The sequence below is a fragment of the Actinacidiphila oryziradicis genome (genome assembly GCF_005047355.1).
Lineage (GTDB): Bacteria > Actinomycetota > Actinomycetes > Streptomycetales > Streptomycetaceae > Actinacidiphila > Actinacidiphila oryziradicis.
In genome coordinates this window covers 394,438-421,348 of sequence record NZ_SUMC01000001.1, presented here as the reverse complement: position 1 = coordinate 421,348, position 26,911 = coordinate 394,438, and the positions used below count along the sequence as shown (strand labels likewise).

Genomic DNA, 26,911 nt, shown 5'->3' with positions numbered 1-26,911 from the left:
GCCCCGTGCCCAGGTAGCGACGCGGGGTCCCCCGCGCCACGCGGGAGTATCGGCCGCAGGCGCCGCACACGATGAGCACCCCACGCGGCACCCAGTTGCGCGGGCACCGACTCGGGGCAGGGCTCCGAACCCTCGCCCGCGCTCGGTGGCCGTCGGCAGGTCGCGGACCGGCCTCGGCCCGTCCCGAAGCAGCCCCCAGCACCCCGATCCGGACGGCGTGGCCGAGTTCGCGCAGGCCGGCCACGCATGCCAAGTGGTGTAGACCTCTTGCCCGTGCGGGCGCGCACTGGTGGACTTGTCGCATGGACCTCATCCCCGCCCCCCGGCGGTCGACCACAGCCCTGTCGGCCGAGGACTTCGTCCTCGACGAAGCCACAGTGATCGTCGCAGGGCCCGGCACCGAGGGCGCCGCGAGGTGGCTGCGCGCGACGGTCGGCGCCGCGACCGGACTGCCGCTCGCGCCCGGCACCGGGCAGGCCAACAGCCTGACCCTCACCCTCGACGAGACGGACGGCGGCACCGCCGCCCCGGAGGGCTATCTGCTTTCAGTGGGCCCGGAGGGGATCGAACTCCGGGGCGGCAGCGCGGCCGGGGTCTTCTGGGGCTGCCAGACGCTCCGGCAGCTGCTCGGCCCGGCTGCGTACCGGCGGGCGCCGGTACACCCCCGGGCCGGGCAGCTGGGGCACTGGAGGGTGCCGGCCTGCCGGATCGAGGACGCGCCGCGCTTCGCCTGGCGGGGCGCGATGCTGGATGTGGCGCGGCATTTCCTCCCCAAGGACGTGGTCCTGCGCTACGTGGACCTGCTCGCCGTCCACAAGCTGAACGTGCTGCATCTGCACCTGACCGACGACCAGGGCTGGCGGATCGAGATCAAGCGCTATCCGCGCCTCACCGAGGTCGGCGCGTGGCGCACCCGTACGAAGGCCGGCCTGCGTGAGTCCCCCCTCTGGGACGAGCGGCCGCACGGCGGCTACTACACCCAGGACGACATCCGCGAGATCGTCGCGTACGCCGCCGAGCGGCATATCACCGTCGTCCCGGAGATCGACATCCCCGGGCACTCCCAGGCCGCCATCGCCGCGTACCCGGAACTGGGCAATACGGATGTCATCGACACCACCACCCTCCCCGTGCTGACGACTTGGGGTGTCAATCCGAACGTACTAGCTCCCACTGACACCGTGCTGCGGTTCTACGAGAACGTGTTCGCGGAAGTGCTGGAGCTTTTTCCCTCACAGTTTCTCCACATCGGCGGCGACGAGTGCGCCAAGGACCAGTGGCGGGCCTCGGACACCGCCCAGGCCCGCATCAAGGAACTCGGCCTGGACGGTGAGGACGAGCTGCAGAGCTGGATCATCCGCCACTTCGACCGCTGGCTCACGAGCCAGGGCCGCCGCCTCATCGGCTGGGACGAGATCCTGGAGGGCGGGATCGCGGAGGGTGCCGCTGTTTCGTCCTGGCGCGGATACGCGGGCGGGATCGCGGCGGCGCGGGCCGGCCATGACGTGGTGATGTGCCCGAAGAGCCATGTCTACCTGGACTACCGGCAGTCGGCCCGCGCCGACGAGCCCGTGCCGATCGCCTATGTCCGCACGTTGGAGGACGTGTACCGCTTCGAGCCGGTTCCGGAGGACGGGCTCAGCCCGGCGGAGGCGGCGCACATCATCGGCGCCCAGGCGAACATCTGGACCGAGGCGATGGACTCGGTCCGGGCCGTGGACTACATGGCGTTCCCGCGTCTCGCGGCCTTCGCCGAAACCGTTTGGTCCGAGCTCCCCGCACCCGGGGCCCGGGACTACGACGGCTTCACCGGGCGGATGACGTCGCACTACGCACGACTTGACGCACTCGGTGTCGAATACCGCCCGCCCGCCGGGCCGCTGCCATGGCAGACCCGCCCCGGAGTGATCGGACGCCCGATCGACGGGCCGCCCCCGATCGTGTGAGGCGGCCCGGAAAGGCTGCCGTCGGCAAGGGAGAGCCTGGCAGGGTGGCTTGCGCAAACATCACAACACCGGCCAAGGAGGTTATTCGCCGTGTCATGTATCAGACCGGACAATCCCGGATGACCGTAACGACCGGAGAACGACCCCTGCGCGGACCCTCGCACTGATCGCCCCCGAAGATGTGCCAGAGTTGCCACGTCCGGGCTGTCAGCACGTACCGTACGGCTACCGCACCGCGTAACGCCGGGGAAGGGGCAGCTGCGTGAGCACGTTCGCACGGCAGGCGGCACGCAATGTCGTGTTGCCGTCCTCGCTAGACGAGGCGGTGGCCGCGCTGGCCGCCGCGCCCACTGCCGTGCCCGTGGCCGGAGGCACCGACCTGATGGCGGCCGTCAACTCCGGGCTGCTGCGGCCCGCCGGGCTGGTCGGTCTGGGCCGGATCAGTGAGATCCGCGGCTGGCAGTACGCCGACGGGCACGCGCTGCTCGGCGCCGGGCTCACCCACGCCCGGATGGGGCGCCCCGACTTCGCCGCGCTGATCCCGGCGCTGGCCGCCGCCGCGCGGGCCGCGGGGCCGCCGCAGATCCGCAACGCCGGCACCCTGGGCGGCAACATCATCACCGCCGCACCGGGCGGCGACGCACTGCCGGTGCTCGCGGCCCTGGAGGCGACCGTCATCCTGGCCGGGCCGCAGGGCAACCGCGAGCTGCCGGTCAGCCACCTGCTCACCGGCATGGACCCGCTGCGCACCGCCGAGCTCCTGGCCTACGTACGGGTGCCGCTGCTGCACGCGCCGCAGACCTTCCTGAAGGCCACCGGCCGGACCGGGCCCGGCCGCGCCACCGCCTCGGTCTGCGTGGTCCTGGACCCGGCGCGGCGCGGGGTGCGCTGCGCCGTCGGGGCGGTCGCACCGGTGCCGCTGCGGCCGTTGCAGGCCGAGCAGTGGGTCGCCTCGCTGATCGACTGGGACGGCGAACGGGCGCTGGCGCCGGAGGCCTGTACAGCCTTCGGCGAGTACGTCGCCGCCTCCTGCATCCCGGACCCGCTGCCCGCGCCGGACGGCACCCCGGGACCCGAACTGCCTCCCGCCGCGATCCAACTGCGGCGTACGGTGGCCGCACTGGCCCGCCGCGCACTGGGGAGGGCTCTGGCATGACCGACGACGTGACGGGCGGAGGAATGACCGACCAGCCGCAGTCCGGCTACGAACCGTGGTCGCCGGCGGAGTACGACGGCGACCAGACCATGCACGTCTCCTTCGCCGCCCAGCTGCCGCTGCCCGAACCGGGCACCGACCCGCTCGCCGTCCAGGGCAACGGCCAGACCCCGCCCTGGGCCCACGCGCCCGCACCCCCCGACGACCCGCCCACCTGGGCCATCCCCACGGTCCGGGAGGACACCGCCGACGAGTCCGGCGAGTACTCCCTCAGCGCGTACAGCGCGTCCTGGGGCTCGGCGCCGACCGCGCCGGAACAGCAGTGGTCCCCGCCGGACCCGGGTCCGCACACCCCGCCGACCGGCACCTACCTGCCCGGCGGCCCCGCCTTGGCGGACCCGTCACCGGCGGACGGCGCCGCCGGGTCCGGCGACACGACCGGCCAGTGGCGTCTGCCCCCCGGCGAGCCCGCCCGGGACGCGGCGGGCGACGCGGCCGGCCAGTGGGGGGAGCCTCCGGCAGGTCCGGCCGAAGCCGGCAACGGCGCGGGGGAGATCTCCGGCGACCCCTCCGGCGAGTGGGCCGTGCCGTTCGCCGGTGGCGAGGTCCCGGAGGACTCCGGCGACTTCCTCGTCCGCTCCGAGGAGGCCGGACCCCCGGCCGACGACCCCGCCGAGGCCCCCAGCGAGCACCCGCTCGCCTCCTACGTCCTGCGGGTCAACGGCACCGACCGCCCCGTCACCGGCGCGTGGCTCGGCGAGTCCCTGCTCTACGTGCTCCGCGAACGGCTCGGCCTCGCCGGCGCCAAGGACGGCTGCGAAGAGGGCGAGTGCGGCGCCTGCTCGGTCCAGGTCGACGGCCGCCTCGTGGCCTCCTGCCTGGTCCCGGCCGCCACCGCCGCCGGCTGCGAGGTCCGCACGGTGGAGGGCCTGGCCGCCCCCGACGGCCGCCCGTCCGACGTCCAGCAGGCCCTTGCCGACTGCGGCGCCGTCCAGTGCGGCTTCTGCATCCCGGGCATGGCCATGACCGTTCACGACCTGCTGGAGGGCAACCACAGCCCCACCGAGCTGGAGACCCGGCAGGCCCTCTGCGGCAACCTCTGCCGCTGCTCCGGCTACCGCGGCGTCCTCGACGCCGTCCGCGAGGTCGTCGCCTCCCGCGAGGCCGCCGCGGAGACCGCCACCGACGCCGAAACCCCACGCATCCCGCACCAGTCGGGAGGCCCGGCATGACCCAGACGTCCAGGGCGCGGGCAGTCGCCCCGCGCCGTGCCATGGACGGGCACGACCGGGCCGCCTCCGGCGACGGACGCGCCATCCCCCACCCGCGAGCACGCAGCACCGAAAGGCCGGCGTCATGACCGGACCCGACGCGGCCACCGCGACCCCCGCGGCCGGCACCGCGACCCAGCACCCCGGCCCGGCCGACGGCGCCGCACCGCACGGCCTCGGCATGTCCCTCCCGCCGGCCGACGTGCTCGCCAAGGCACAGGGCACCTACCCTTACGCGGCCGACCTCTGGGCCGAGGGCCTGCTCTGGGCGGCCGTGCTGCGCTCTCCGCATCCCCACGCCCGCATCGTCTCCATCGACACCGGCGAGGCCGCCGCGATGCCCGGCGTACGGGCCGTGGTGACCCATGAGGACGTCCCCGGCGACGCCACGCACGGACGCCGTGTCGCCGACCGTCCCGTATTCGCCAAGGACACCGTCCGGCACCACGGCGAGGCGATCGCCGCCATCGCCGCCGACCACCCCGACACGGCCCGCCTCGCCGCCGCCGCGATCCAGGTCGAATACGAGATCCTCGACCCCATCACCGACCCGGAGAAGGCGTTCGAGGCCGAACCGCTGCACCCCGACGGCAATCTCATCCGGCATATCCCGCTGCGCTTCGGCGACCCCGCCGCCGTCGGCGAGGTCATCGTCGAAGGCCTGTACCGCGTCGGCCGCCAGGACCCGGCCCCCATCGGTGCCGAGGCGGGCCTCGCGGTGCCGCGCCCCGATGGCGGCGTCGAGCTCTACGTGGCCTCGACCGACCCGCACACCGACCGCGATCTGGCCGCCGCCTGCTTCGGCCTGGAGGCCGACCGCGTCAAGGTCGTCGTCACCGGCGTACCGGGCGCGATGGGCGACCGCGAGGACTCCGGCGTACAGATCCCGCTCGGGCTGCTCGCGCTCAGGACCGGCTGCCCGGTGAAGTTCGTGGCGACCCGCGAGGAGTCGTTCCTGAGCCACTCCCACCGCCACCCCACCCTGCTGCGCTACCGCCACCACGCCGACGCCGAGGGCCGCCTGGTCAAGATCGAGGCGCAGGTCCTGCTCGACGCGGGCGCCTACGCCGACACCTCCTCCGACGCGCTCGCCGCAGCCGTGGCCTTCGCCGCCGGCCCGTATGTCGTCCCGCACGTCTTCGTCGAGGGCTGGGCCGTACGCACCAACAACCCGCCCTCCGGCCATGTGCGCGGCGAGGGCGCCATGCAGGTCTGCGCGGCCTACGAGGGCCAGATGGACAAGCTCGCGGCCAAGCTGGGCCTGGACCCGGCCGAGATCCGCATGCGCAACGTCATGGCCACCGGCGATCTCCTCCCCACCGGCCAGACGGTGACCTGCCCGGCCCCCGTCGGCGAGCTGCTGAAGGCCGTCCGCGACGCCGACCTCCCGCCTCTGCCCCTGGACGACGACGAGTCGCAGTGGCTGCTCCCCGGCGGCCCGGAGGGCGCCGGCGAGCCGGGCGCGGTGCGGCGCGGCGTCGGCTACGCGCTCGGCATGGTGCACATGCTCGGCGCCGAGGGCACCGACGAGGTCTCCACCGCGACCGTACGGGTCCATGACGGCGGCGCCACCGTGATCTGTGCCGCAGTCGACACCGGCCAGGGCTTCACCACCCTCGCCCGGCAGATCGTCCAGGAAGTGCTCGGCATCGAGGACGTCCGCGTCCTGCCCTCCGACACCGACCAGCCGCCGTCCGGCGCCTCCGCCCGCGGCCGGCACACCTGGGTCTCCGGCGGCGCGGTGGAGCGGGCCGCCAAGATGGTCCGCACCCAGCTGCTGCAGCCCCTGGCGGGCAAATTCGGGATGTCCGTCGAGCTCCTCACCATCGCCGACGGCAAGATCACCTCCTACGACGGTGTGCTGTCCACCACCGTCGAGGAGGAGCTGCTCGGCAAGGAGCTCTGGGCCACCGCCCAGTGCCGCCCCCACCCCACCGACCACCTTGACGACGACGGCCAGGGCGACGCCTTCGTCGGCCTCGCCTACTGCGCGGTGCGGGCCGTGGTGGACGTCGACATCGAGCTCGGCTCGGTCCGCGTCGTGGAGATGGCCGTCGCCCAGGACGTCGGCCGGGTGCTGAATCCGCGCCAGGCCGCCGCCCGGATCGAGGCCGGAGTGATACAGGGTGTCGGCGCCGCCCTCATGGAGGACCTGCGGGCCCCGCGCGGCATCGTCAAACGGCCGAATCTCACCGGCTACGCGCTGCCCACGGCGCTGGACGCGCCGGACGTACGGATCGTGAAGCTGGTCGAGGAGCGCGACGTGGTCGCCCCCTTCGGCGCCAAGGCGATCAGCGCCGCCCCGGTCGTCGTCTCCCCGGCGGCGGTGGCGGCGGCGGTACGCGCCGCGACCGGACGGCCGGTGAGCCGGCTGCCGATCCGGCCGCAGCACGCGGTGGTCAAGCCGGGCGTCTGACGGGCTGCGGCGCGGGGCCCCTGGATAGTGCGGGCCGGTGGGCCCGCTGCCTGAGACGGCGGTTTCCCCCCGTCCCGTGGCCTCGGCCTGGCCAGCGCCCGGGACCTGGCCCGGCGGCCCGGCGGCCCGCTCACGACGACCGCCCGCGAGGGTGGCCGCGGCGCCGTGTTCACCCTTGAACTGCCGCTCCGGCCGGGTCGGATGAGCTCAATCGCGTCGTAGGAACCGCCGGAACCGGGGCCGGAGCCTTGGGAAACGATCTACGCCGGCCGGTCCGTCCTCCCTGATCAGCTCATTCCGTCGGTGCCCCGAAGGGGCGGGTCGGGGGAGAAAAAAACCTGCGCCACGCCCTCGCCGACTACCTGGCCCGCGCCCGGGGCGTGCGTACCGACCCCGAACGGATCGTCATCTGCTCCGGCTTCGCCGGCGGACTGGCCCTGCTCGCCCGCGTCCTCAAGGCCTCCGGCGCCCGCCGGGCCGCCGTCGAGTCCTACGGTCTCGCCCCGCACCGCGACCTGTTCACCGCCGCCGGCCTGCGCACTCTCCCGCTGCCCGTCGACGAGTACGGCGCCCGTACCGACGAGCTCTCCGCCGCCCCCGACGTACGCGCTGCCCTCCTCACCCCCGCCCACCAGTACCCCACCGGCGTCACTCTCCATCCCGACCGCCGAGCCGTCGTCATCGACTGGGCTCGAACCACGACAGGCATCGTCCTGGAGGACGACTACGACGGCGAGTTCCGCTACGACCGTCAGCCGGTAGACCCTACACCCTTGCAGTTTGAGAAAGCAGCAGGTCAGCGGCACGACAGAGCCCCCGCCATGCGCCACGGGTAGGCACACGACGGGGGCAGTCTGAGCGGCCTAGCTCACTCGCTCCTCGTCACCAGCGCGAATGACGTGCAGATGCGCCGGAAACCCTCGTGACCGGTGCGCCCAGTGTGCTCCATGCACGCGATGTCTACGGGTGCTGAATCGTCGCCCTGGACGTCAGTCCAGTTACAGCGCAGGCACTCCGCTTCGTACGTGACATCGGTATTCGGATGCGCCGTGATCGTGTGGCTCACATACCGGTAAGTCTTGCGGTCCATCACAGCCTCCCGTTCCTGCTCCGCGTGTTCGCCTCCGCTACGCGGAAGTGCAGCCTTTCCGCCTCATCAGCGGGCCGAAAGTGCTCCGCCTTCCACTCCTCGCCGCCCGCTGGTGGCTTGAGAGTGACTGTCTCTCCGTCCGATGCGGTAACCCTGCCTACACGGTTCTGCTCGGTATCTACCGCCAGCGTCCCCACGACGAGCACATACGGGGTGCTCACAGTGCTGCTGCCCCTTCCATGCTGGCCGTGATGAGCAACGTTCGGCGGTACTGCTGCCGCTGGCGTTCCCGCTGCTCTTCAAACGCCACGAGATACGGGCGCACAAGTGCTGTTTCCTCGCCGTCGATAGGCGCTAGGTGGACATGCGGGCGGGTTGGTGCCTGTACGGGCCGCTTATGGGCCACGTAGGCGCTTGTGTGCTTGCCGGGCGTGCGCTGAACGAACAGCGCCACCACCCAGCCGAACCAACGGACCGGCTGGCCTGGATGGCCCTCCCCGGCCACCTCCTCGACAAGGTGCTCGACGCCAAGGGCCCCATGGAGCGCCACTGCAGCGCCCTCGACCAGCTCACCCTCGCCGAATTCATCACCTCGGGCGCCTACGACCGCCATGTCCGCGCCATGCGCCTGCGCTACCGCCGCCGACGCGACCTCCTGGTCGCCGCCCTCGCCCCCCTCACCCGCCGTGTCCCCCACATCCGCCTCACCGGCATCGCCGCCGGCCTCCACCTCGTCCTCCGCCTCCCTCCCGGCACCGAACGCCCCCTCGTCCACGCCATGGCCGACGACCCCCAGGGCCGCCATCTCCCCCTGGGCGTCCTCCGCGACTTCCACCACGGCCCCGCCGGCCCCACCCCCGGCCCCGCCGACGGCGCCGTGGTCGTCGGCTACGGCGCCCCGCCCGAGCACGCGTTCACCGCCGCCCTGGACGCTCTCTGCCGCACTCTGGACGCGCTGACCGGAACCGGTCGGGCGTAACCCATGGGGATCCGCCACTCGGCGGCACAGCGGGGGCACTTCTCCGTGCGACCCACCCTCCTTGTCCGGCGTGGGTACTTCCCTCCGACAGCTCGGAGGGTGCCGGCCTGGGGACCACCCCCCGCACCGCCGTGCAGCTCCAGGTCGAGGGTTCTGCGTCGATGGTGCCGTCGGCGTTGCAGGTGCGGGGCCGGTCGCTCGGCGGCTTGGCCGGGCCGGGGCCGGTGAGGTGGGTTTCGGCGGACTTGCGGAAGGCCGCCACGAGGCGGTTGTGGTCGCCGGCGCGGGTCGCCAGCACGACGTGGCTCGGCTCGACGCCGTTCAGGGGGACCGTGGTGAGGTCGGGGCGGAGGCTGTTGGCGCGGAGGCCGGCCGAAATCATCACGGCCTGCCCGGCGGTGATTGAGTTCGAGTTTGTCCTCCGGGGCTCCGACGAGGGGACCGTCGGGTGGTCCGGCTCCAAAGAACCTCAACGCCCCGCCTGACTCACCGCCGCGTGGTGCCACTGCTGTTCGGGGTGCGTGCTGGATGAGACGCGGAAGAATGGAACAGGGGGACTTATACCCGACTAACGGAAAGGTTGCGAGTTATGCGAAGCCGAATCGCACGCGCTCTTGCCACCGGTACTGCCGCGGCAGTGCTGGCCGGTGGAGCAGCCATGGCCTCAACGGGTACCGCCTTCGCGGCGCCGACGGCAAGCACTAGCGTGACCGCGAGCCAGCACGCTCCCACCGCGCAGAAGTGCCACAACGTCAAGGGCTACTACAAGACCGTTCACAAGCACGGCAAGACCTCGAAGGTCTGGGTCAAGCCGCACAAGGTCTGCACCAAGAAGTAACCCGACCGATCCCGGGCGTCGGGCCAATGTCCCCGGCGCCCTTTTGTATGACGATCCCGGGACGCCTGACCTGGCGTTTCTTCACTGCAGCCTCTTGCCGGGGGACACCTGGGGGGATCGCTTCGCTTGTGACACTGCACGGCTTACGGCTTACGGCTTGGGGCCCGGCCGCGGCGGTCGCGCCGTCACGGTGGCCGCAAGGCCGGGTACTGCCCTGATAAGCGCCGGACCAACCCGGCGACCGCCCACACGAAGTCTCGTGCCGGGCGCCGAGCCGTGGGGCTCCCTCCGCAGTTCGGGTACTGCTGCGCGATGCGAAGGTGAGGGACGGACGGCTGCGCGACGCTCGGCACACTGCCGCAACCCTGCTGCTGATCCTCGGGGTGCCGGAGCGAGCCGTGATGGGCCTGATGGCCCACGGTACCCGCCCCGCCGGACGGAGTCCGGCGCAGCCGCCCGACGCCCGCGAAGCGGTGCGAGGGCGGCACGTAGAAATGGGAGGCGGTGACCGGAATCGAACCGGCGTAACTCGCTTTGCAGGTTTGTCTGTGCTGGTCAGAGCATGATCCGAGCGTGTTCACGGGCGTTCATCCCCGTACGGACGCCATGCCCATCGAGGCAGCGCGAACAGCTCCGGACGGTCACGTACGTCGATGAATGAGACGGAAAGTGAGACGGGCGCGGCGGTCGTTGTCAGTACAGCCTCCTACTGGGCCGTATTCGGCTGTTTGGCCAACGAAACGAGATGCCGTGCCGGGCGTCGCGAGCGTCAAAGGTCTTCGACCTGTGATCATGGAGCGTCCATTAAAAGTGATCGATGAGGAGCTCCAGGTCGCGGGGGCCGATGTGCCGCCGCCGTGTGGCGCTCGCGGTAACGCGTTGTAGGTGATGTGGTGAACTGGTTGACCTCGCTGCCAGCGGTGGTGCTGGTTGTGGGCGGGCTCTTACTTGCCTTACTGGTCGCGGCCGTGGCGCGGGTCGGCGTCCGGGCGCTCGTACCGGGCGAGGAACGGGATCGGGTGCCGCAGATCGCCACGCCCCTGATGCCGACACTCGGAGCTGCCTTCGCGATCTTTGCGGCACTCACACTGGCCAGCGAGGCCGGCTACCTGCGCGCAGCCGAGGGGTTGGTGAGCGACGAGGCGGCCGCGGCCTCCCGCCTGGCATGGGCGGCGACAAGTCCGCGAGTCCAGTCGGAGCCGATTCATGCGGCACTGCTGGACTACTTGCAGACCACGCGTGCCAGGGAGTGGGAGGCTACAGCAGCGGCGTCCGGTGACGACCCCGCCACCGCTCGCGCGATCGCACGGCTGGAGCGGAGTGTGCGCGCCGAGGCGGCCCGGCCCGAGGTGGGAACCCCGACTGGCACGGAGCTGGTGGTTTCCGTGGACGGTGTCACCAGTAGTCGTCGCGCCCGCGTTGCGGCCGCCTCGCGCGAGGTTCCCGCGCTCTACGTCGTCACGCTTGTGGTCAGCGGACTGGCCTTGATCGTGAACTCCGGCGCACTGGTCTTCCGCAGCAGCCTGCGTACGTCACTGCTGATCGTAGGTGTTGCGAGTGTGGTCGGGCTGAGCCTGGCGTTGCTCTTCGCACTCAGCGCGCCCTGGAGCGGACCGTTCATCGTCAGTGGGCATCCACTCGACGCCGTCATCGGGGACCTGAAGTCCGGCTTCTTCGACGGCGGGCCGTAGGCGACGGGCGCGATCAGTACGCCGACAACTGCTCACCGGCGGCCGTGACCTGCGGCTGCCTAATCGATCAACACCCTGACCTGCTGTCGACGTTGGTCGCCATTGAGCGCCCTTTCACGGCCCCAGGACGGCCCGGGAGGGCGCTCATGCGTGAGCACCGCATTGGGAGTTCGAGCGCGGCTCTGCTCCGCCTGCCGGAGCGTGCAGTCGTAGGCGGCATCGGATCCTTCGACATCTGCCCGGATCCGCGGTCGTCTGGCAGCGTTGATGTCAGGTGGTGATGTCAGCCGCCGCGGGAGGGGTGGCTTCGCTATATGGGGCGAGTGAGATCCCGTCGCATCACAGCCCAGGGTCTATGAGCCGGCGTACTCGCCGTAGCGGATTGGCCGACCATGCCGCGTATTCTGGCGCCGAATGCGGTCTGCCATATCTGAAATTAAGCTGGGTTAGGGACGCCGCTCTTCATGGAGGTGAGAGGCCGTGCCGACCTACGTCACGCTGCTGAGCTGGACCGACCAGGGGATTCGCGCCTACAAGGACACCGCGGAGCGGGCTGACGCCCTCGCTGCAGCGCTACAGAAGCTCGGGGCGAAGCTCGTGAACATTTATTGGACTGTCGGTCCGTATGACATCGTGGGCATTGTCGAGGCGCCCGACGACGAAACCGCCGCCGCAGCGCTCCTGCAGCTCAGTGGGATGGGCAACGTCCGCACCACGACCCTGCGGGCCTTCGGTCGAGAAGAGGTTGAAGGCATCATCGCCAAGGCCACCGCATGAGGACCTGCGCCCACGTGCCACCAGAGGCGACGCCGGGCTACCTCTGCCCCCTCGATGCGAACTACAGGCGGGACGGTCGCTGAGGTCTGTGCGGCTGGTCGGCCGTCCGGCAGGGGCTGTTGACGGTTGGCTGCGGCCGCGGTGGTTGCTGTACTTCGCTGCTGTACGCCCTAGTCGAGTGGGTAGCCCAGCTCGGCGCGGACGATGGGGCTGTGATCCTTCGCTTCTGCTCTAGCCCTTGATTCGGCATCCGGGTCACCGGCGTCATGAGCTTCCCCCACCCAGCCACACTCGCAGTAGGCGATGAAGTAGGGATCAACACGGTGTCGCTTGCGCCGTGGCTGGCGTTTCAGCCGTACGTGCCATACCTCGACCGAGTGCGTATGCGGATCCGCCCCGTCTCGGGAACGGCGCCAGGGCAACCATCGGTAACGCCCTCGTCAGGCCGCTGATCATGGTGGATCCCAAACCCGGCAAGACACCGGCCAAACCGGCTTCACCGACCTCGATTGCGGTCGACGGATTGATCTGGAAGCCCGAAGCGGACCGGCCGGACGACGATGACGGTGCGGCCGGCGCGCTCGTACCGGCCAACTGAGACGGAAACTGAGACGAACGGCAGTAGGGCGGTCTTCCTGGGGAAGACCGCCCTACTTGTATCCCCTGGTGAGGGGCATGGAGGCGGTGACCGGAATCGAACCGGCGTAACTCGCTTTGCAGGCGAGTCCCTAAACCACTCGGGCACACCGCCGTGGTGAAGCCGTAGGACGACCATAGGGGGTGGGCCCCGGGGATGGTCAACGGTTGGGAGGGGGTGCAATGGGACTGCCACACTCCGTTCATGAACCGCGCCGGATAGGTGTGTAAAAGCCACTAAATCGGGCATTCAGGCTGCGGAGGGATGTGATCCTGATGAGCGTCGTTTGGGACGACATCGGTGGGCTCGCGCACGCTCATGAGCAGTTCGTCGCCGGGGATCCGGTGGAGGCGGACGTGCGGAGTTCGATCCTGACCTCGTGGCAGCGGTGCCGGTCGCTCGGGCTGGTCCCGGACAGCCTGGTGATCCCGTACGAGCAGGATCTGGATGTGGAGGAGCGGCTGCTGCGGGCAGCGGAGCCGGTGCTGGACCGGATGGTGTCGGTGCTGGCGGGCGCACGGGTGAGCGTCATCCTTACCGACAGCCAGGCGAGGGTGCTGCTGAGGCGAGGCGGCGACGCGGGGCTCGACCAGCGTCTGGACGCGGTGCGGCTGGCCCCGGGATTCGGCTTCGCCGAGCAGAGCGCCGGGACCAACGGCATCGGTACGGCGCTGGCGGAGCGGCGGCCGTGCTACGTGTTCGGCCGCGAGCACTTCGCGGATTGCATGCAGCCGTTCGCGTGCGCGGCGGCGCCGGTGCGGAACCCGCTGAGCGGGCAGGTGGAGGGAGTCCTGGACCTGACGTGCTTCCGGGCGGACGCGGATCCGGCGATGCTGACGCTGGTGCGGCAGACCGTGGCCGGGATCGAGCAGCGGCTGCTGGAGCAGACGACAGACCGAGAGCGTGATCTGCTGGCCGCTTTCCAACGGGCCCGCCGCTTCGCGGACCAGCCCGCCCGACCGCCCGACGACGGTGAGGCGACCGGCCTCGTCGCGCCGTCCGACGATGTCATCAGCCGCTTTGACCAGGCGATCCTCCGCGACAAGGCCGAGGAGCTGATCGCTTCCCCGCACCGCACCGCCACGGAGGTCACCCTCTCCGGAGGACGTACCGCGGTGCTGCTCTGCCGCGAGGTGCGGGCGCCCTCCGGCGAGGTGGGCGTCGTGGTGGAGGCGAGCCTGCCCGGCGGCCCGGCGCGGCGCCGGATCGCGGTCACGACACCGCACGGGTCCGCGCCGCACTGGGAGTCGCTGCTGGAGCCGCAGCAGCAGGAGCCAACCCCGGACGCCCCGGCGGTCCCCGCAGCCCAGGCGCCCGGCACCGAGGGCTGGCTGCTGCTCGTCGGCGAACCCGGGGTCGGGCGGCTGGCGCTGCTCGCCCGCCAGCGTCTGGAGCTCCTCCACGACGCGAGCGTCCGCATCGGCACCACCCTCGACGTGACCCGCACCGCCGAGGAGCTGACCGAGGTCGCGGTCCCGCAGTTCGCCGACTACGCCACCGTCGACCTGCCGGAATCCGTGCTGCGGGGCGAGGAGCCGGCCGCGGTGGGGGTCGGGCTGCGCCGGGTGGCGCTGGGCGCCATCAACGATGGCTCGAATCTGTTCGGGGTCGGCGATTCCGTCGGCTTTCTGTCATCGACCCCGCAGGCCAGGTGCCTGGCCTGCGGGCAGCCGGTGCTCGAACCGGAGCTGAACGAGGCCGGCGGATGGATCGCCAACGCCCCGGGGCGCAGTGGCAAGATCATGATGGCCGGCATCCACTCGCTCATCGCGGTGCCGCTGATCGCCCGGGGCGTGATCCTCGGAGTGGTCTGCTTCTACCGTTCGCAGCGTCCCGGCGCCTTCGAGGAGGACGATGTCTCCCTCGCCCACGAGCTGGTCGGCCGCGCCGCGATCTGCATCGACAACGCCCGCCGCTTCACCCGCGAGCGCACCATGGCGCTCGCCCTCCAGCGCAGCCTGCTGCCCCAGGGTCTGCCCGAGCAGAACGCCGTCGAGGTCGCCTACCGCTACCTGCCCGCCCGGGCCGGGGTCGGCGGCGACTGGTTCGACGTCATCCCGCTCTCCGGCGCCCGGGTGGCACTGATCGTCGGCGATGTCGTCGGCCACGGCGTCCACGCCGCCGCCACCATGGGCCGGCTGCGCACCGCCGTCCACAACTTCAGCGCCCTCGACCTGCCCCCCGAGGACCTGCTCGGGCGGCTCGACGAACTCCTCGCCCGCCTCGACACCGCCGACCCGGGCGCCACCTGCCTCTACGCGGTCTACGACCCGGTCACCCGGCACTGCACTCTCGCCCGCGCCGGGCACCTGCTGCCCGTCGTCGTACTGCCCGACGGGACCGCCTACTTCCCCGATGTGCCCGCCGGGCTGCCGCTCGGCCTGGGCGGCCCGCCGTTCGAGGCCGTCGACCTGACCCTCCCCGAGGGCAGCCGGCTCGTCCTCTACACCGACGGCCTCATCGAGCACCGCAGCCGCGACATAGACCTCGGCCTCGAACAACTGCGGACCACCCTCGCCGCCCGCCCCGGCGTCCCGCCCGAGGAGACCTGCGAGGCCGTCCTGGACGCCATGCTGCCCGTCCACCCCGCCGGCTCCTACGACGACGTGGCCCTCCTCGTCGCCCGCACCCGCGCTCTCGACCCCGGCCGCACCGTCCACTGGGACATCCCCGCCGACCCGGCGGCCGTCTCCCGGAGCCGCTCGGCCGTCATCGCCCTGCTCGCCGACTGGGGTCTGGACGAGCTGGCCTTCACCACTGAGCTGATCGTCAGCGAGCTGGTCACCAACGCCATCCGGTACGGCGTCGGCCCCATCGGCCTGCGCCTGCTCCGCGACCGCGCGCTGATCTGCGAGGTCTCCGACTGCAGCAGCACCTCCCCCCGGCTGCGCCGGGCCCGGACGACGGACGAGGGCGGCCGCGGCCTCTTCCTCGTCGCCCAGCTCGCTGACCGCTGGGGCACCCGCTACACCGCGAACGGCAAGGCCATCTGGACCGAGCAGCAGCTGCCGTAGGCGTGCGCTCAGTCCCCGGCCGTCCCCGGGCCCGGCCGGCGGGGGCGGGCCACCGGCTGGGTAAGGCTCTGCTGGCCGCCGCTGGCCAGCATGCGGACCTCGCCCTTGTCGCTGATCTCGGCCATCACTATGCCCGTCTCGTCGGCGTATACGGGGTGCCCTCCGGCGCCCGTGCGCTCAGTACGCAGTACGACGACGGTGTCGGTGTCGGCCTCGTCGCTGAAGGTCAGCTCGTAGCTGGCGGGGTGACTGTTGGGAAATTGCTCGCCCATATGCCAGGTATGCCCAGGATTAAGAAAGGAACTCCTCCACCACCGGCCGAAACAGCTCCGGCTCGTCCACCCACGGATAGTGGCCCACCTCGTGCAGCGGCTGCCACCGCCCCTGCGGGAACGACTCCGCCACCACCTTGCCCGCGCGCATCCCGCTCACCGCGTCCCGGTCCCCGGTGATCGCCAGTACCGGGGACTTCACGCCGCGCAGCCGCTCCAGCAGCGCCTTCCGGGCCGGCTCGCCCACCCCCTGCCAGAACCCCGCCCTCGGGACCGGGTTCAGCTGGGCGGGCTCCGTGGCGGCATGCGTCCGCTGCGGCGCCTCCCAGCGGCCGTACGCCATCGGCGCGATGAGCGGCAGCAGCTCATTGACCCGGTCCATGTCCTGCGCCGCCTCGAGGTCCTGCAGCGCCGCCATCGCCTTTGGCCACCACGGCTCCGCCGACCGCGACTCGAAGATCTCCCGCGCGTCCTCCGGCAGCTCCCCCTGCAACCGCGACCCCGGCGTCACCAGCACCATCCGGCGGAGCCGCTCCCCGTACGAGGCCGCGTACGCCTGCGCTGTCGCCGCCGCCGCGTCGTGCGCCAGCAGATCGAAGCTCTCCAGCCCCAGCTGCTCCCGCAGCGCCTCCAGATCCTCCGCCAGCCGCGGAAACGCGTACGCGGCCGGATCCACCGCCGGCGCGCTCTCCCCCGTCCCCCTGCTGTCCGGGATCACCAGCCGCCGCCCGGCGTCCAGCCCGCCCAGATCCCCCAGGTATGCGGCATCCCGCCCGGGGCCTCCGGCCAGGCAGATGAGGGGCGGGCCTTCGCCCAGTTCCCGGTACGCGATCTCGGTTCCGTCGTACGACGTGTAGTGCGCCATGCGGTCAGCCTGCCCGGTGCCGGGGGTTTCTGCTCACCCGTCGGCTCACGAGCCCGACCGGTGCGGAGTGGTACCGGATGGTACTGTGTGGTTATGCCCGGATTGAATGTGCGGTTCAGCGAAGAAGAACTGGAACTCCTGCGTGAGCGTGCCGAAGCAGAGGGACGCAGCATGCAGGCGATAGCGCACGACGCGGTTGTGCGGGCGATCAGCGAGCGGAGCCGGCTCTTCGAGGAGGCAGCGGCGCACGTCCTCAGTGTGAGCGCCGAGCTCAACCGGAGGCTCGCTTGACGCACTACTTGGCACTTCCCGAACTGCTCAACCTGGCACAGCGTCTCGGAGCGGACGAGGTGCGCGACTACGGCCTGTTGGAGTCTGCCCTGGCCCGGCCGAAGGCCAGCGTATTCGGTCAGGACGCCTACCCGGACCTGTGGCAGAAGGCCGCGGCGCTGATGGAGTCGTTGGCGCGCAACCACGCGCTCGTCGACGGCAACGAACGCATCGCCTGGTACGCCACCTGGGTCTTCCTCCAGATCAACGGGTATGCGTTGCGGGCGGACCTCGATGTGAATGAGGCCGAGACCTTCGTGCTGAGCGTCTGCCAGGGGCAGCTGGACGTGCCCAAGATCGCGGAGATGCTGTCGCACTTCGCTGCCGTGTGAACAGCGGCGGGCCAGCGGCCCGCCGCTCGGCACCGCCAGGTACCCGAGGCGAGCGCCGTTGGCGCCGCGCCGCCGTGTGAGCCGTGTCGCAACGGCGCGGGACGCGCCCGAATTCCGCCCGAGCCGCCCGCAGGGCACCGGTAGGCTGGCCGGGTTTTCGTCCGTACCCGCGTCCTCGCCCTCGACCGACCAGCCCCGGAGACCGTGACTACCACCGCCGCGACCACCGCCTCGTCAGCCTCCCACCACCTCTCTCCGGCGTTCCCCGGCCGTGCCCCCTGGGGGACCGCCGGCAAACTGCGGGCATGGCAGCAGGGGGCGCTGGACGAGTACATCCGGACACAGCCGCGCGACTTCCTGGCCGTGGCGACGCCCGGCGCCGGGAAGACGACGTTCGCGCTGACGCTCGCGTCGTACCTTCTGCACAACCACCTGATCCAGCAGATCACCGTGGTGGCACCGACCGAGCATCTGAAGAAGCAGTGGGCGGAGGCCGCGGCCCGGGTAGGGATCAAGCTGGACCCGGACTACAGCGCGGGCCCGGTGAGCCGGGACTACCACGGCGTCGCCATCACCTACGCGGGCGTCGGCGTACGCCCGATGCTGCACCGCAATCGCTGCGAGCAGCGCAAAACCCTCGTCATCCTGGACGAGATCCACCACGCGGGCGACAGCAAGTCGTGGGGCGAGGCGTGCCTGGAGGCGTTCGACCCGGCGACCCGGCGACTGGCGCTGACCGGCACACCGTTCCGCTCCGACACCAACCCGATCCCGTTCGTGACGTACGAGGAGGGGAACGACGGGATCCGCCGCTCCTCCGCCGACTACACCTACGGCTACGGGAACGCCCTCGCCGACGGCGTCGTACGCCCCGTCATCTTCCTTTCCTACAGCGGCAATATGCGCTGGCGTACGAAGGCGGGCGACGAGGTCGCCGCCCGGCTCGGCGAGCCGATGACCAGGGACGCGATCGGCCAGGCCTGGCGCACCGCGCTGGCGCCGACCGGCGACTGGATCCCGAACGTCCTGAAGGCGGCGGACCAGCGGCTGACGGAGGTCAGGAAGGGCATCCCGGACGCGGGCGGGCTGGTCATCGCGACGGACCAGGACTCGGCCCGCGCGTACGCGAAGCTGGTGAAGGAGATCACCGGCCACAAGGCGACGGTCGTGCTCTCCGACGACCCGGGGTCGTCCAAGCGGATCGACGACTTCGCCGAGTCGGACGCCCGTTGGATGGTCGCCGTCCGCATGGTGTCGGAGGGCGTTGATGTGCCGCGCCTCGCGGTCGGGGTGTACGCGACGACGATCTCGACGCCGCTGTTCTTCGCGCAGGCGGTCGGCCGTTTCGTACGGTCTCGCAGGCGCGGTGAGACGGCGTCGGTCTTCGTGCCGACGATCCCGATGCTGCTGGAGTTCGCAGCCGAGATGGAGGTCGAGCGCGACCACGTCCTCGACAAGCCGAAGAAGAGCGGCGAGGACGACATCTACGCGGAGGAGGACAAGCTCCTCGCGGAGGCCGAGCGCGAGCAGGACGAAGAAGACGCCGGCACCGGCGACGAGCTGCCGTTCGAGGCGCTGGAATCCGACGCGGTCTTCGACCGGGTGCTTTACGACGGCGCCGAGTTCGGCATGCAGGCGCACCCGGGAAGCGCGGAGGAGCAGGACTACCTCGGCATCCCAGGGCTGCTGGAACCCGACCAGGTACAGATGCTGCTGCAGAAGCGGCAGGCCCGGCAGATCGCGCACAGCCGCAAGAAGCCGGATGACGAGGCCGACCTGCTGGAGCTGCCGGCCGAGCGGCGGCCGATCGTCACGCACAAGCAACTGCTGGAGCTGCGCAAGCAGCTCAACACGCTGGTGTCGGCCTACAACCACCAGAGCGGCAAGCCGCACGGCGTGATCCACAACGAGCTGCGCCGCGTGTGCGGCGGGCCGCCGAGCGCGGAGGCGACAGCCGGTCAGCTGGGGGAACGGATCAAGAAAATCCAGGAGTGGGCGACCCGTATGCGGTGATATTTGCGTAGTCGGTCACATACGGAGTGACCGGATTGTGGACGCGCCCTTCCGCTGAGCGGTACGCGCTGGATAGCGTGCCGGTCACGTACGCATCGTGGCATCGGCCTCCGCGAGAGATGAGCCGCCACTCACATGGAGAGGGGGCATCGTGACCGCGGAGACGTCCCAGACCCTCGACCGGGGCCTGCGGGTCCTCAGACTGCTGGCCGACACCGACCACGGGCTGACCGTGACCGAGCTCGCCGCAAAACTGGGTGTCAACCGGACTGTTGTCTACCGGCTGTTGGCCACGCTCGAACAGCACGCGCTCGTACGGCGTGACCTCGGCGGCCGGGCCCGGGTCGGGCTCGGTGTGCTCCGGCTCGCCCACCAGGTGCACCCCCTGCTCCGGGAAGCCGCCCTGCCGGCCCTGCGTGCCCTCGCCGAGGACATCGGCGCCACCGCCCACCTCACCCTCGTCGACGGCACCGAGGCGCTCGCCGTGGCTGTCGTCGAGCCCAGCTGGACGGACTACCACGTCGCCTACCGCACCGGCTTCCGCCACTCCCTCGACCGCGGCGCCGCCGGCCGCGCCATACTCGCCGGCCGCGGCCAGGCGCCGTATCTGCCCGAGCAGGGATCCACGGAGGGCCTGCCCGGCTACGTCCTCATCCAGGGTGACGTCGAGGCGGGGGCCAGCGGCGCCGCCGCACCGCTCCTGGGGGTGACCGGCATCGAGGGCGCCGTCGGCGTGGTCATGCTCGCCGACTCGGTGCCGGAGCGCGTCGGGCCGAGGGTCGTCGAGGCGGCCGTGGAAGTCGCCGACGCGTTGCGCTAGCGCGGTGCCGTCGCGCCCGTGCGCAGGCCGGGGCGGCAGTGGCTCCGCGCGTGAACTAGATTCACTCCATGCCATTCGCCTCCGCCCGGAGCCGGGTCCTCGCGGTCTGCGCCGTGCTCGTCGCCGCCCTGCTGGCGGTCGCCGCGCTCGCACCGCTGCCGCTCTCGATTGCCGTACCCGGTCTGACCGCGGACGTCCTGGGCGCCCGCAACGGCACACCGGTGATCACGATCAGCGGCACCAAGGTGCGGAAGACCTCCGGCCAGCTGCGGATGGTCACCATCGCGGCGACCCAGCCCGACGCGACGATCCGGCTGTCCCAGGCGGTGAAGGCCTGGTTCGCGAAGGACGAGGCGGTGATGCCCCGGGAAGCGGTGTACCCGTCGGGCGGCTCCGTCAAGGAGATCGAGCAGCAGAACCAGCAGGAGATGACCCAGTCGCAGGACGCGGCGACGGTGGCCGCACTGGGGCACCTCGGGCTGTCGTCCTCCAAGGTCAAGGTCACCCTCACACTGGCGGACGTCGGCGGCCCGAGCGCCGGCCTGATGTTCACCCTCGGCATCATCGACAAGATCGACGGCAACGGCAGCGGCGGCGATCTGACCGGCGGCCGCCGTATCGCCGGTACGGGGACGATAAGCGCTGGTGGCGTGGTTGGCGCGGTGGGCGGTGTGCCGCTGAAGGAGCAGGCGGCCAAGCGGGATGGGGCGACGGTTTTTCTGGTGCCGAAGGGTGAGTGCTCGGACGCCACGGCTGAGCTGCCGTCCGGGTTGCGGTTGGTGCCGGTGACGACGCTTGACGGGGCGATCGGGGTGCTGAAGGCGCTGGACGGCGGTGGCAAGGTGCCCAGCTGCTAGGGCGGCGTCGCAGGCGGCCTCCCGCCGGACAGGGCCTGGTTGCCCGGGTTCTTGATGAAGCCCTGCTGGATCAGCCACCGCTTGGCGACCTCATGCGGGTCGTCCCCCTCAACGTCGACCTGCCCGTTGAGCTCCCGCGCGACCTGGGTCGTCAGCTTTTTCGAGATCGGGTTCAGCAGCCCCGCGATGGCGGGCCACTTCGCCAGCGCCTTGCTGTTGATCGCGGGCGCCGCGTCGTAGTTCGGGAAGAACTTCTTGTCGGCCCGAACCCCCGGATCACCCCATTGGCCCGCAACCGGTCAAGACGCGCCTGCACCGTCGTCCGCCGCGGCGCCGGGAGCGCATTCCGAGGTCCCCGACGCCCGCGAGCACGCCGAGTTCGGTACCCGGAGTTCTACGGCGCTCCCGGCGTCCAGCACATCGCCCTCGTGACCAACGACATCGTCGCCACCGTCCGCGCCACGCGGGCGTCCGGCGTCGAATTCCTCGACACCCCGGACTCGTAGTGCGACCCGCTGGGGGAGTGGGCCGGCGAGACCCGGGTCCCCGTCGGCACTCTGCGGACATCATGATCCTCGCGGATCGGGACGAAGACGGCTACCTGCTTCAGACCTTCACGAAGCCTGTCCAGGATCGCCCGACAGTCTTCTTCGAAATGATTGACCGGCACGGTTCGATGGGCTTGGGCAAGGGCAGCTTCAAAGCCCTCTTCGAAGCGATCGAGCGCGGAACAGGAGCGCCGCGGCAACCTCTGATCGCCAAGTGCCGGCGTCGGGCCGCGCCTCCGCGGGGGAGAAGCGCGGCCCGGCGCCTTTCGCCCGCCGGGAGCTCTACGCGGTCGGGCCCGCCCGGAAGGCGGGTGCCTTGTCGGTGAGGTTATGTCGAACTTTGTTCGGGTGTGAGCGGGAAGCCGGTGTCCACGTCTTCCCCGAGGACGGGCACAGTGCGAGGCTGGACACATGGGCGATCTGATCGAGCAGCTGCGTGCCGGGCTCCCCGGCGAGGCCGTAATTACCGACCCGGATGTGACGACCTCGTACGGACACGACATGGCGGGCTTCTGCCCCTCCGGTGCCCCGGCGGTGGTTGTTCTGCCACGCACCGTGGAGCAGGTGCAGCACGTCATGCGCACGGCGACGGCGCTACAGGTGCCCGTGGTGCCGCAGGGGGCGCGGACGGGACTGTCGGGCGCGGCGAACGCCTCGGACGGGTGCATAGTGCTGTCCCTCACCCGGATGGACCGGATCCTGGAGATCGATCCGGTCAACCGGATCGCGGTCGTGGAGCCCGGGGTCGTGAACGCGGTGCTGTCGCGGGCGGTGGGGGAGCTGGGGCTGTGCTATCCGCCGGACCCGTCGAGCTGGGAACAGTGCACGATCGGCGGCAATATCGGCACCGGCTCGGGCGGTCTGTGCTGTGTGAAGTACGGGGTGACCGCCGAGTATGTGCTGGGGCTGGAGGTCGTGCTGGCGGACGGCCGGCTGCTGAAGACCGGGCGGCGCACAGCGAAGGGCGTCGCGGGGTACGACCTGACCCGGCTGTTCGTGGGCTCGGAGGGCAGCCTGGGCATTGTCGTACGGGCGGTGCTGGCGCTGAAACCGGCGCCGCCGGAGCAGCTGGCGCTGGTGGCGGAGTTCCCGTCGGCGGCGGCGGCCTGCGAGGCGGTGTGCGCGATCATGGCGGGAGGTCACGCGCCGTCGCTGCTGGAGCTGATGGACGGCACGACGGTCCGGGCCGTGAACAAGATGGCCCGGATGGGCCTGCCGGAGTCGACGGAGGCCCTGCTGCTGGCGGCCTTCGACAGCCACGACCCGGCCGCGGATCTGGCGGCGCTGGGCAAAGTGTGTACGGCGGCGGGTGCCACGCAGGTGGTCCCGGCCGAGGACACCGCCGAGTCCGAACTGCTCCTCCAGGCGCGCCGGCTGGCGCTGCCCGCGTTGGAACTGGTGTCAACGGCGACGATGATCGACGATGTGTGCGTGCCGCGCAGCGCGCTCGGGGCGATGCTGGAGGGCGTCGCGGCCATCGCGGCGAAGTTCGACCTGACGATCGGGGTGTGCGCGCACGCCGGGGACGGCAACACCCACCCCGTGGTCTGCTTCGACGCCGGCGACCCGGACGAGTCCCGGCGGGCCCGGGAGTCGTTCGACGAGATCATGGCGCTCGGCCTGGCGCTGGGCGGCACGATCACCGGGGAGCACGGCGTCGGCGTACTGAAGAAGGAGTGGCTGGCCAGGGAGCTCGGCCCGGTCGGCGTGGAATTGCAGCGTGGCGTGAAGCAGGTCTTCGACCCGCTGGGGCTGCTCAACCCGGGCAAGCTCTTCTGAGCCTACGCCTCGGGCGATTCGTCCCCCTGCCGCCACGGATCCCGTAGCCATGGCTCGTCGCGGGACGTGGTGGCCAGCAGATCGGCCAGCCCGTCGTCCAGCGACAGCTCATCGCCCTCCGTCCCCGGCGGTACGGCGCGGAGCGTGTGCTCCAGCCACTCCGCCACCGGCGTCGCCGACGCCTCCAGCAGCGCGTTGCCGTCCGGGGAACTCAGGGCCATGCAGATCACGCTCTGCCCGTCGATCTTCGTGGGCCAGATCCGTACATCCCCGTGCCCGCACGGCCGGAACACCCCCTCCACCAGCAGCTCACGCGCGAACGTCCAGTTCACCGGCGAGTCCGACCCCAGGTGAAAGGTGATGTGCACGGCGAACGGATCGTCCGAGCGGTAGATCAGCTTCGCCGGTACGGCGATGCTGCGCTCGGGGGAGACCACGAGATTGAGTTCCAGTTCGCGTTCCACCACGGTGTGCATGAGAGACGTCGTCCCTTCCTCGGCGCGTCGGCCCCTAGCCCCTGCTGCGCGGCGGGTGCTGCATAGGGCCCGCACCGGGAGAGAGCGCATACAGTCCACACCATTACGCGACTTCCGGCGGGCGGGGCGGGTTTTGCCGAAGCCGGTTCAAAGGGGGCGCCGAAGAGGTAGACAGAAAGCTTGCGGCGCGCGGGAAGGTGACGCCTGCCCGCGCCGGGCCCGGCCGGTCCGCGGGTCTGGTAGATGTGGACGTCACACGCGCGTACGCGCACCACAGGCAGGCCGAGCAGATACGGGACCTACGGACGATGAGCATCCCTACCCCGGGCTACTATCCGGACCCGTCCATTCCGGGCTACATCCGGTTCTGGAACGGCTCCGCCTGGGTGCCCGGCACGAGCCGCCCCGCCCCTCCTCCGGGTGAGGAGACCGGCCTCCCGCCCGGCGTGGCCGCCGCCCCCGCGCCGGTCCCCCTGCCCCCGGCGGCCCTGCCCCCGGCCCCGCCGCCGGCCCGGCCCCCGGCGCCGCGGGTCCCGGCTGTCGACGAATCCGGGCCCATGTATCTCGACGAGGACCCGTACGCCCCGGTCGCCGAGCACGGCGTGCCCGTCGCCGAGTCCGGGGTGCCCGCGGCCCCGGCCGCCCCTGCCCCGGGTGCGGGCCCTGCCCCTGCTCCGGACTCCGCGCGGGCCTGGAACGCCGACTCCGGCCGCCAGTCCGGCTTCGGCGCCGACCGGCCCCGGATTTCCTGGGGCGCCCCCGAACTGTCCCCCGCCCCCGCCCCCGCCCCCGCGCCGGGTGCCGCCACCGTCTCCGGCCCCGGTACCGCCTCGCCCGCTGTGCCGACCGCCCGGGCCGCCGCACCGGCGCCCGCACCCGCTTCGGCGCAGGCGGCGGGCGGGCCTCTGCCGTGGCCGCAGCAGGTCCGCGACCTCGCCCGGCAGGACCCCTCCCGCTCCGGGCCCCCCGTCCCGTGGAAGCCCGTCGCGCACGACCCCTTCCTCGCCGCGGCGCAGCAGCAGGCGCGCCCGGCCGCACTGGGCAAGCGCCTCGTGGCGCGGCTGATCGACTCCGTCGTCGTGGCCGCCGTCGTCTCCATCGCCGCGGTGCCGCTGGGCTCGGCGGCGTACAACCACATCCAGGACAAGATGGACCAGGCGCGCCGGACCGGCGAGACGGTCACGGTCTGGCTGGTCGACGGCACGACAGGTGTGCAGTTCGGCATCATCGCGGCCGTTGTCCTCGTCACCGGCCTCCTCTACGAGGTGCTGCCGACGGTCAGGTGGGGCCGCACCCTGGGCAAGAAACTGCTCGGGCTGCGCGTGCTGGACATCGAGTCCCAGTACGAGCCCGACTTCGGCCCCGCCCTGCGCCGCTGGCTGACCCGAACTGTCCTGGACGCTCTGGTGATCGGTGTCGTCGGCCTGGCGTGGTGCGTCGTCGACCGTCCCTGGCGGCAGTGCTGGCACGACAAGGCGGCGAGGACCTTCGTGGCGAAGTCCGGCTGACCTTCCCGCCCCTCCGACCTGCGGCGCCGCTGAGCCGTAGCCGGCCGTAGGGGCCGCCGCAGATGCCTCGTCCCCCGAACGGGTCGCGCCGGAGGCGCACCGACTCCGCCCGGGTTTCACTCGGCCTATGAGCAACGATCAGCCGCCGCCGGCCACCGGCGGGCCCGAGGATCCGTTCGCGAAGCCGCCACCCCACGGTGAGTACGGAGGCAGCCCGTACGGCGCCCCGGCGCCGCCTGTGGCGGATCCGCTGGCGGGGATGCCGCCGTTGGGGAACCGGGGCAAGCGCTTGGTGGCGCGGATCGTGGACGCTCTGATCGTCGGTATCCCGGTGTACGGCCTCACGGGCCTGGCGTGGGGCCGGTACGACATGGCCAACGCGGCTGAGACATACGGTCAGTCGCTGATCTACGCGGTGGTGTATCTGGGATACCAGGTGGTGCTCCTGACCCGGAGCGGCCAGAGCCTCGGCAAGAAGCTGATGCACCTGCGAGTGGCGATGCTCGCGGACGGCTCGACGCCGACCTCGCAGGTGGCGCTGAAGCGGGAGGCGACATATTCGCTGGTGCCGCTCGTGCCGTGCTGTGGCTCGATCTTCTGGCTGGTCAATGTGTTGTGGTGCCTGTGGGACAAGCCGTACCACCAGTGTCTGCACGACAAGGCGGGCCGGACGGTCGTGGTCCGGGCCGTCTGACATCCGGCATCGGCGAAGGCCCCGGGACCCAAGAAGCGACTTGGGTCCCGGGGCCTTCCGTAGTGCCGGCGGTACGAGTCGTACGGTCAGCGGCGCAGTGAGTGCTCGCGTACGCGCGGCCGGGCCCGCGGTGGTGGCATTGGTCCGGGGGCGGCAGGGGGGCTCACGGAGGTGGCGGACGTGCGGGACTTGGGCCGGGCGGTGAGAGGAATCGTTACGCTCACTGCGACCAGCACGCCGAGGAGTAGTCCGGCGGCGGCGATGATGACAACGCCGGCGCCGGAGCGCACCTCGGAGAGCAGCAGCATCGCGAGCGTGGAGAGGACCACGGTCGCAGAACCATAAACGAGTTGGGCGGGGGTAGGACGCGGCATGGCGGGGGTCCGTCCTCGAATATGTCGATTGGGTTCGGACCTGGGGTAGGCCCGTTTTTCATGCGTGGCGCGCCGTCAAAGACTCTATGTTCGGGCATGCCCGAACGGAATGGCCGGTAAGCGTGACCTAACCCTGGGGCCGAGGGCCGCTGAAGCACAGGGGGCGCATGGGGTCGCACGGCGATCACCGACGTCTCAACTGCCGGACGGGACATGCCAAACGGCGTC

22 protein-coding genes, 1 tRNA gene and 5 pseudogenes are annotated in these 26,911 nt (G+C 71.3%); 21 read left to right on the top strand and 7 right to left on the bottom strand.

Features of this window, described 5'->3' with window-relative positions; genetic code table 11:
- The first annotated feature begins 302 nt into the window (after positions 1-302).
- The 5 genes and pseudogenes from FCI23_RS01985 to FCI23_RS01965 form a co-directional block, all read left to right on the top strand.
- Positions 303-1,946 carry a beta-N-acetylhexosaminidase gene (locus FCI23_RS01985; protein WP_136721639.1) on the top strand — a complete coding sequence of 548 codons (1,644 nt, stop codon included), beginning with the start codon at positions 303-305 and terminating at the stop codon, positions 1,944-1,946.
- Positions 1,947-2,208: 262 nt separating this feature from the next.
- Positions 2,209-3,102, top strand: coding sequence for an FAD binding domain-containing protein (locus tag FCI23_RS01980; protein ID WP_136721638.1), 894 nt, complete (start codon positions 2,209-2,211; stop codon positions 3,100-3,102).
- Complete coding sequence (locus FCI23_RS63545; RefSeq protein WP_246143209.1) at positions 3,099-4,334, top strand: (2Fe-2S)-binding protein; 1,236 nt, start codon at positions 3,099-3,101, stop codon at positions 4,332-4,334. The genes FCI23_RS01980 and FCI23_RS63545 overlap by 4 nt, the downstream gene beginning before the upstream one ends.
- A 124-nt stretch (positions 4,335-4,458) precedes the next feature.
- A complete protein-coding gene (locus FCI23_RS01970; RefSeq protein WP_136721637.1) occupies positions 4,459-6,789 on the top strand; it encodes a xanthine dehydrogenase family protein molybdopterin-binding subunit in 2,331 nt (776 codons plus the stop codon).
- Positions 6,790-7,079: 290 nt separating this feature from the next.
- A pseudogene (locus FCI23_RS01965) lies at positions 7,080-7,622 on the top strand (aminotransferase class I/II-fold pyridoxal phosphate-dependent enzyme); the annotation flags it as partial.
- 35 nt (positions 7,623-7,657) lie between these two features.
- Here FCI23_RS01965 and FCI23_RS01960 read toward each other — a convergent pair.
- Positions 7,658-7,879, bottom strand: coding sequence for a DUF7848 domain-containing protein (locus FCI23_RS01960; RefSeq protein ID WP_136721635.1), 222 nt, complete (start codon positions 7,877-7,879; stop codon positions 7,658-7,660).
- Positions 7,880-8,345: 466 nt separating this feature from the next.
- On the opposite strand from FCI23_RS01960, the pseudogene FCI23_RS01950 reads away from it, so the two are divergent.
- The 6 genes and pseudogenes from FCI23_RS01950 to FCI23_RS56105 form a co-directional block, all read left to right on the top strand.
- Positions 8,346-8,858, top strand: a pseudogene (locus FCI23_RS01950) (PLP-dependent aminotransferase family protein); the annotation flags it as partial.
- Positions 8,859-9,516: 658 nt separating this feature from the next.
- Entirely contained in the window at positions 9,517-9,696 is a 180-nt protein-coding gene (locus FCI23_RS01940) for a hypothetical protein (protein WP_136721632.1), read from the top strand.
- Positions 9,697-9,867: 171 nt separating this feature from the next.
- Positions 9,868-10,262: pseudogene (locus FCI23_RS63540) on the top strand (hypothetical protein); the annotation flags it as partial.
- A 327-nt stretch (positions 10,263-10,589) separates the two neighbouring features.
- Positions 10,590-11,387, top strand: coding sequence for a bestrophin-like domain (locus tag FCI23_RS01930; protein ID WP_211265173.1), 798 nt, complete (start codon positions 10,590-10,592; stop codon positions 11,385-11,387).
- Positions 11,388-11,867: 480 nt separating this feature from the next.
- Positions 11,868-12,164 (top strand): GYD domain-containing protein, encoded by a 297-nt coding sequence (locus FCI23_RS01925; RefSeq protein ID WP_127360212.1) that lies wholly within the window; start codon positions 11,868-11,870, stop codon positions 12,162-12,164.
- Between the two features lie 454 nt (positions 12,165-12,618).
- The gene (locus FCI23_RS56105) at positions 12,619-12,762 is read left to right on the top strand and encodes a hypothetical protein (protein WP_169316636.1); all 144 of its coding nucleotides are present in this window, start codon (positions 12,619-12,621) and stop codon (positions 12,760-12,762) included.
- A 78-nt stretch (positions 12,763-12,840) separates the two neighbouring features.
- Here the strand turns inward: FCI23_RS56105 and FCI23_RS01920 are convergent.
- Positions 12,841-12,915 (bottom strand) — tRNA-Cys (locus FCI23_RS01920).
- Between the two features lie 161 nt (positions 12,916-13,076).
- On the opposite strand from FCI23_RS01920, the gene FCI23_RS01915 reads away from it, so the two are divergent.
- Positions 13,077-15,815 carry a SpoIIE family protein phosphatase gene (locus FCI23_RS01915; protein WP_136721631.1) on the top strand — a complete coding sequence of 913 codons (2,739 nt, stop codon included), beginning with the start codon at positions 13,077-13,079 and terminating at the stop codon, positions 15,813-15,815.
- Between the two features lie 8 nt (positions 15,816-15,823).
- Here the strand turns inward: FCI23_RS01915 and FCI23_RS01910 are convergent, their stop codons facing one another.
- The gene (locus FCI23_RS01910) at positions 15,824-16,087 is read right to left on the bottom strand and encodes a DUF6296 family protein (protein WP_136721630.1); all 264 of its coding nucleotides are present in this window, start codon (positions 16,085-16,087) and stop codon (positions 15,824-15,826) included.
- Positions 16,088-16,106: 19 nt separating this feature from the next.
- Positions 16,107-16,952: an alpha/beta fold hydrolase gene (locus FCI23_RS01905; protein ID WP_136721629.1), complete on the bottom strand. Its 846-nt coding sequence runs from the start codon at positions 16,950-16,952 to the stop codon at positions 16,107-16,109.
- 93 nt (positions 16,953-17,045) lie between these two features.
- Between FCI23_RS01905 and FCI23_RS01900 the strand changes: the two genes are divergently transcribed.
- From FCI23_RS01900 to FCI23_RS01880, 5 genes are all read left to right on the top strand, one after another.
- Entirely contained in the window at positions 17,046-17,243 is a 198-nt protein-coding gene (locus tag FCI23_RS01900) for an Arc family DNA-binding protein (protein ID WP_136721628.1), read from the top strand.
- On the top strand, positions 17,240-17,614 hold the full coding sequence (locus tag FCI23_RS01895) for a type II toxin-antitoxin system death-on-curing family toxin (RefSeq protein ID WP_136721627.1): 375 nt from the start codon (positions 17,240-17,242) through the stop codon (positions 17,612-17,614). The genes FCI23_RS01900 and FCI23_RS01895 overlap by 4 nt, the downstream gene beginning before the upstream one ends.
- A 204-nt stretch (positions 17,615-17,818) precedes the next feature.
- A complete protein-coding gene (locus tag FCI23_RS01890; protein WP_136721626.1) occupies positions 17,819-19,627 on the top strand; it encodes a DEAD/DEAH box helicase in 1,809 nt (602 codons plus the stop codon).
- 151 nt (positions 19,628-19,778) lie between these two features.
- Positions 19,779-20,447 carry an IclR family transcriptional regulator gene (locus FCI23_RS01885; RefSeq protein WP_136721625.1) on the top strand — a complete coding sequence of 223 codons (669 nt, stop codon included), beginning with the start codon at positions 19,779-19,781 and terminating at the stop codon, positions 20,445-20,447.
- A gap of 68 nt (positions 20,448-20,515) precedes the next feature.
- Positions 20,516-21,304, top strand: coding sequence for a S16 family serine protease (locus FCI23_RS01880; RefSeq protein WP_136721624.1), 789 nt, complete (start codon positions 20,516-20,518; stop codon positions 21,302-21,304).
- Here the strand turns inward: FCI23_RS01880 and FCI23_RS01875 are convergent.
- A pseudogene (locus tag FCI23_RS01875) lies at positions 21,301-21,564 on the bottom strand (glycine betaine ABC transporter substrate-binding protein); the annotation flags it as partial. The gene FCI23_RS01880 and the pseudogene FCI23_RS01875 overlap by 4 nt on opposite strands.
- 123 nt (positions 21,565-21,687) lie before the next feature.
- Here FCI23_RS01875 and FCI23_RS01870 point away from each other — a divergent pair.
- Positions 21,688-22,059, top strand: a pseudogene (locus FCI23_RS01870) (VOC family protein); the annotation flags it as partial.
- A 204-nt stretch (positions 22,060-22,263) separates the two neighbouring features.
- Complete coding sequence (locus tag FCI23_RS01865) at positions 22,264-23,631, top strand: FAD-binding oxidoreductase (RefSeq protein WP_136721623.1); 1,368 nt, start codon at positions 22,264-22,266, stop codon at positions 23,629-23,631.
- 2 nt (positions 23,632-23,633) lie between these two features.
- On the opposite strand, the gene FCI23_RS01860 is transcribed toward FCI23_RS01865, so the two are convergent.
- The gene (locus FCI23_RS01860; protein ID WP_136721622.1) at positions 23,634-24,107 is read right to left on the bottom strand and encodes an SsgA family sporulation/cell division regulator; all 474 of its coding nucleotides are present in this window, start codon (positions 24,105-24,107) and stop codon (positions 23,634-23,636) included.
- 308 nt (positions 24,108-24,415) lie between these two features.
- On the opposite strand from FCI23_RS01860, the gene FCI23_RS01855 reads away from it, so the two are divergent.
- Both FCI23_RS01855 and FCI23_RS01850 read left to right on the top strand, forming a co-directional pair.
- Positions 24,416-25,615 (top strand): RDD family protein, encoded by a 1,200-nt coding sequence (locus tag FCI23_RS01855; protein ID WP_136721621.1) that lies wholly within the window; start codon positions 24,416-24,418, stop codon positions 25,613-25,615.
- A 127-nt stretch (positions 25,616-25,742) separates the two neighbouring features.
- Entirely contained in the window at positions 25,743-26,309 is a 567-nt protein-coding gene (locus FCI23_RS01850; RefSeq protein WP_136721620.1) for an RDD family protein, read from the top strand.
- An 86-nt stretch (positions 26,310-26,395) separates the two neighbouring features.
- On the opposite strand, the gene FCI23_RS01845 is transcribed toward FCI23_RS01850, so the two are convergent.
- Positions 26,396-26,683 (bottom strand): hypothetical protein, encoded by a 288-nt coding sequence (locus tag FCI23_RS01845; RefSeq protein WP_136721619.1) that lies wholly within the window; start codon positions 26,681-26,683, stop codon positions 26,396-26,398.
- Positions 26,684-26,911: the final 228 nt, after the last annotated feature.

Coding starts and splice junctions, on each gene's coding strand:
- FCI23_RS01985 (WP_136721639.1), top strand. CDS start 303: ATGGACCTCATCCCCGCCCCCCGGCGGTCGACCACAGCCCTGTCGGCC.
- FCI23_RS63545 (WP_246143209.1), top strand. CDS start 3,099: ATGACCGACGACGTGACGGGCGGAGGAATGACCGACCAGCCGCAGTCC.
- FCI23_RS01970 (WP_136721637.1), top strand. CDS start 4,459: ATGACCGGACCCGACGCGGCCACCGCGACCCCCGCGGCCGGCACCGCG.
- FCI23_RS01960 (WP_136721635.1), bottom strand. CDS start 7,879: ATGGACCGCAAGACTTACCGGTATGTGAGCCACACGATCACGGCGCAT.
- FCI23_RS01940 (WP_136721632.1), top strand. CDS start 9,517: ATGGCCTCAACGGGTACCGCCTTCGCGGCGCCGACGGCAAGCACTAGC.
- FCI23_RS56105 (WP_169316636.1), top strand. CDS start 12,619: ATGGTGGATCCCAAACCCGGCAAGACACCGGCCAAACCGGCTTCACCG.
- FCI23_RS01915 (WP_136721631.1), top strand. CDS start 13,077: ATGAGCGTCGTTTGGGACGACATCGGTGGGCTCGCGCACGCTCATGAG.
- FCI23_RS01910 (WP_136721630.1), bottom strand. CDS start 16,087: ATGGGCGAGCAATTTCCCAACAGTCACCCCGCCAGCTACGAGCTGACC.
- FCI23_RS01905 (WP_136721629.1), bottom strand. CDS start 16,952: ATGGCGCACTACACGTCGTACGACGGAACCGAGATCGCGTACCGGGAA.
- FCI23_RS01900 (WP_136721628.1), top strand. CDS start 17,046: ATGCCCGGATTGAATGTGCGGTTCAGCGAAGAAGAACTGGAACTCCTG.
- FCI23_RS01880 (WP_136721624.1), top strand. CDS start 20,516: ATGCCATTCGCCTCCGCCCGGAGCCGGGTCCTCGCGGTCTGCGCCGTG.
- FCI23_RS01865 (WP_136721623.1), top strand. CDS start 22,264: ATGGGCGATCTGATCGAGCAGCTGCGTGCCGGGCTCCCCGGCGAGGCC.
- FCI23_RS01860 (WP_136721622.1), bottom strand. CDS start 24,107: ATGCACACCGTGGTGGAACGCGAACTGGAACTCAATCTCGTGGTCTCC.
- FCI23_RS01855 (WP_136721621.1), top strand. CDS start 24,416: ATGAGCATCCCTACCCCGGGCTACTATCCGGACCCGTCCATTCCGGGC.
- FCI23_RS01850 (WP_136721620.1), top strand. CDS start 25,743: ATGAGCAACGATCAGCCGCCGCCGGCCACCGGCGGGCCCGAGGATCCG.
- FCI23_RS01845 (WP_136721619.1), bottom strand. CDS start 26,683: ATGCCGCGTCCTACCCCCGCCCAACTCGTTTATGGTTCTGCGACCGTG.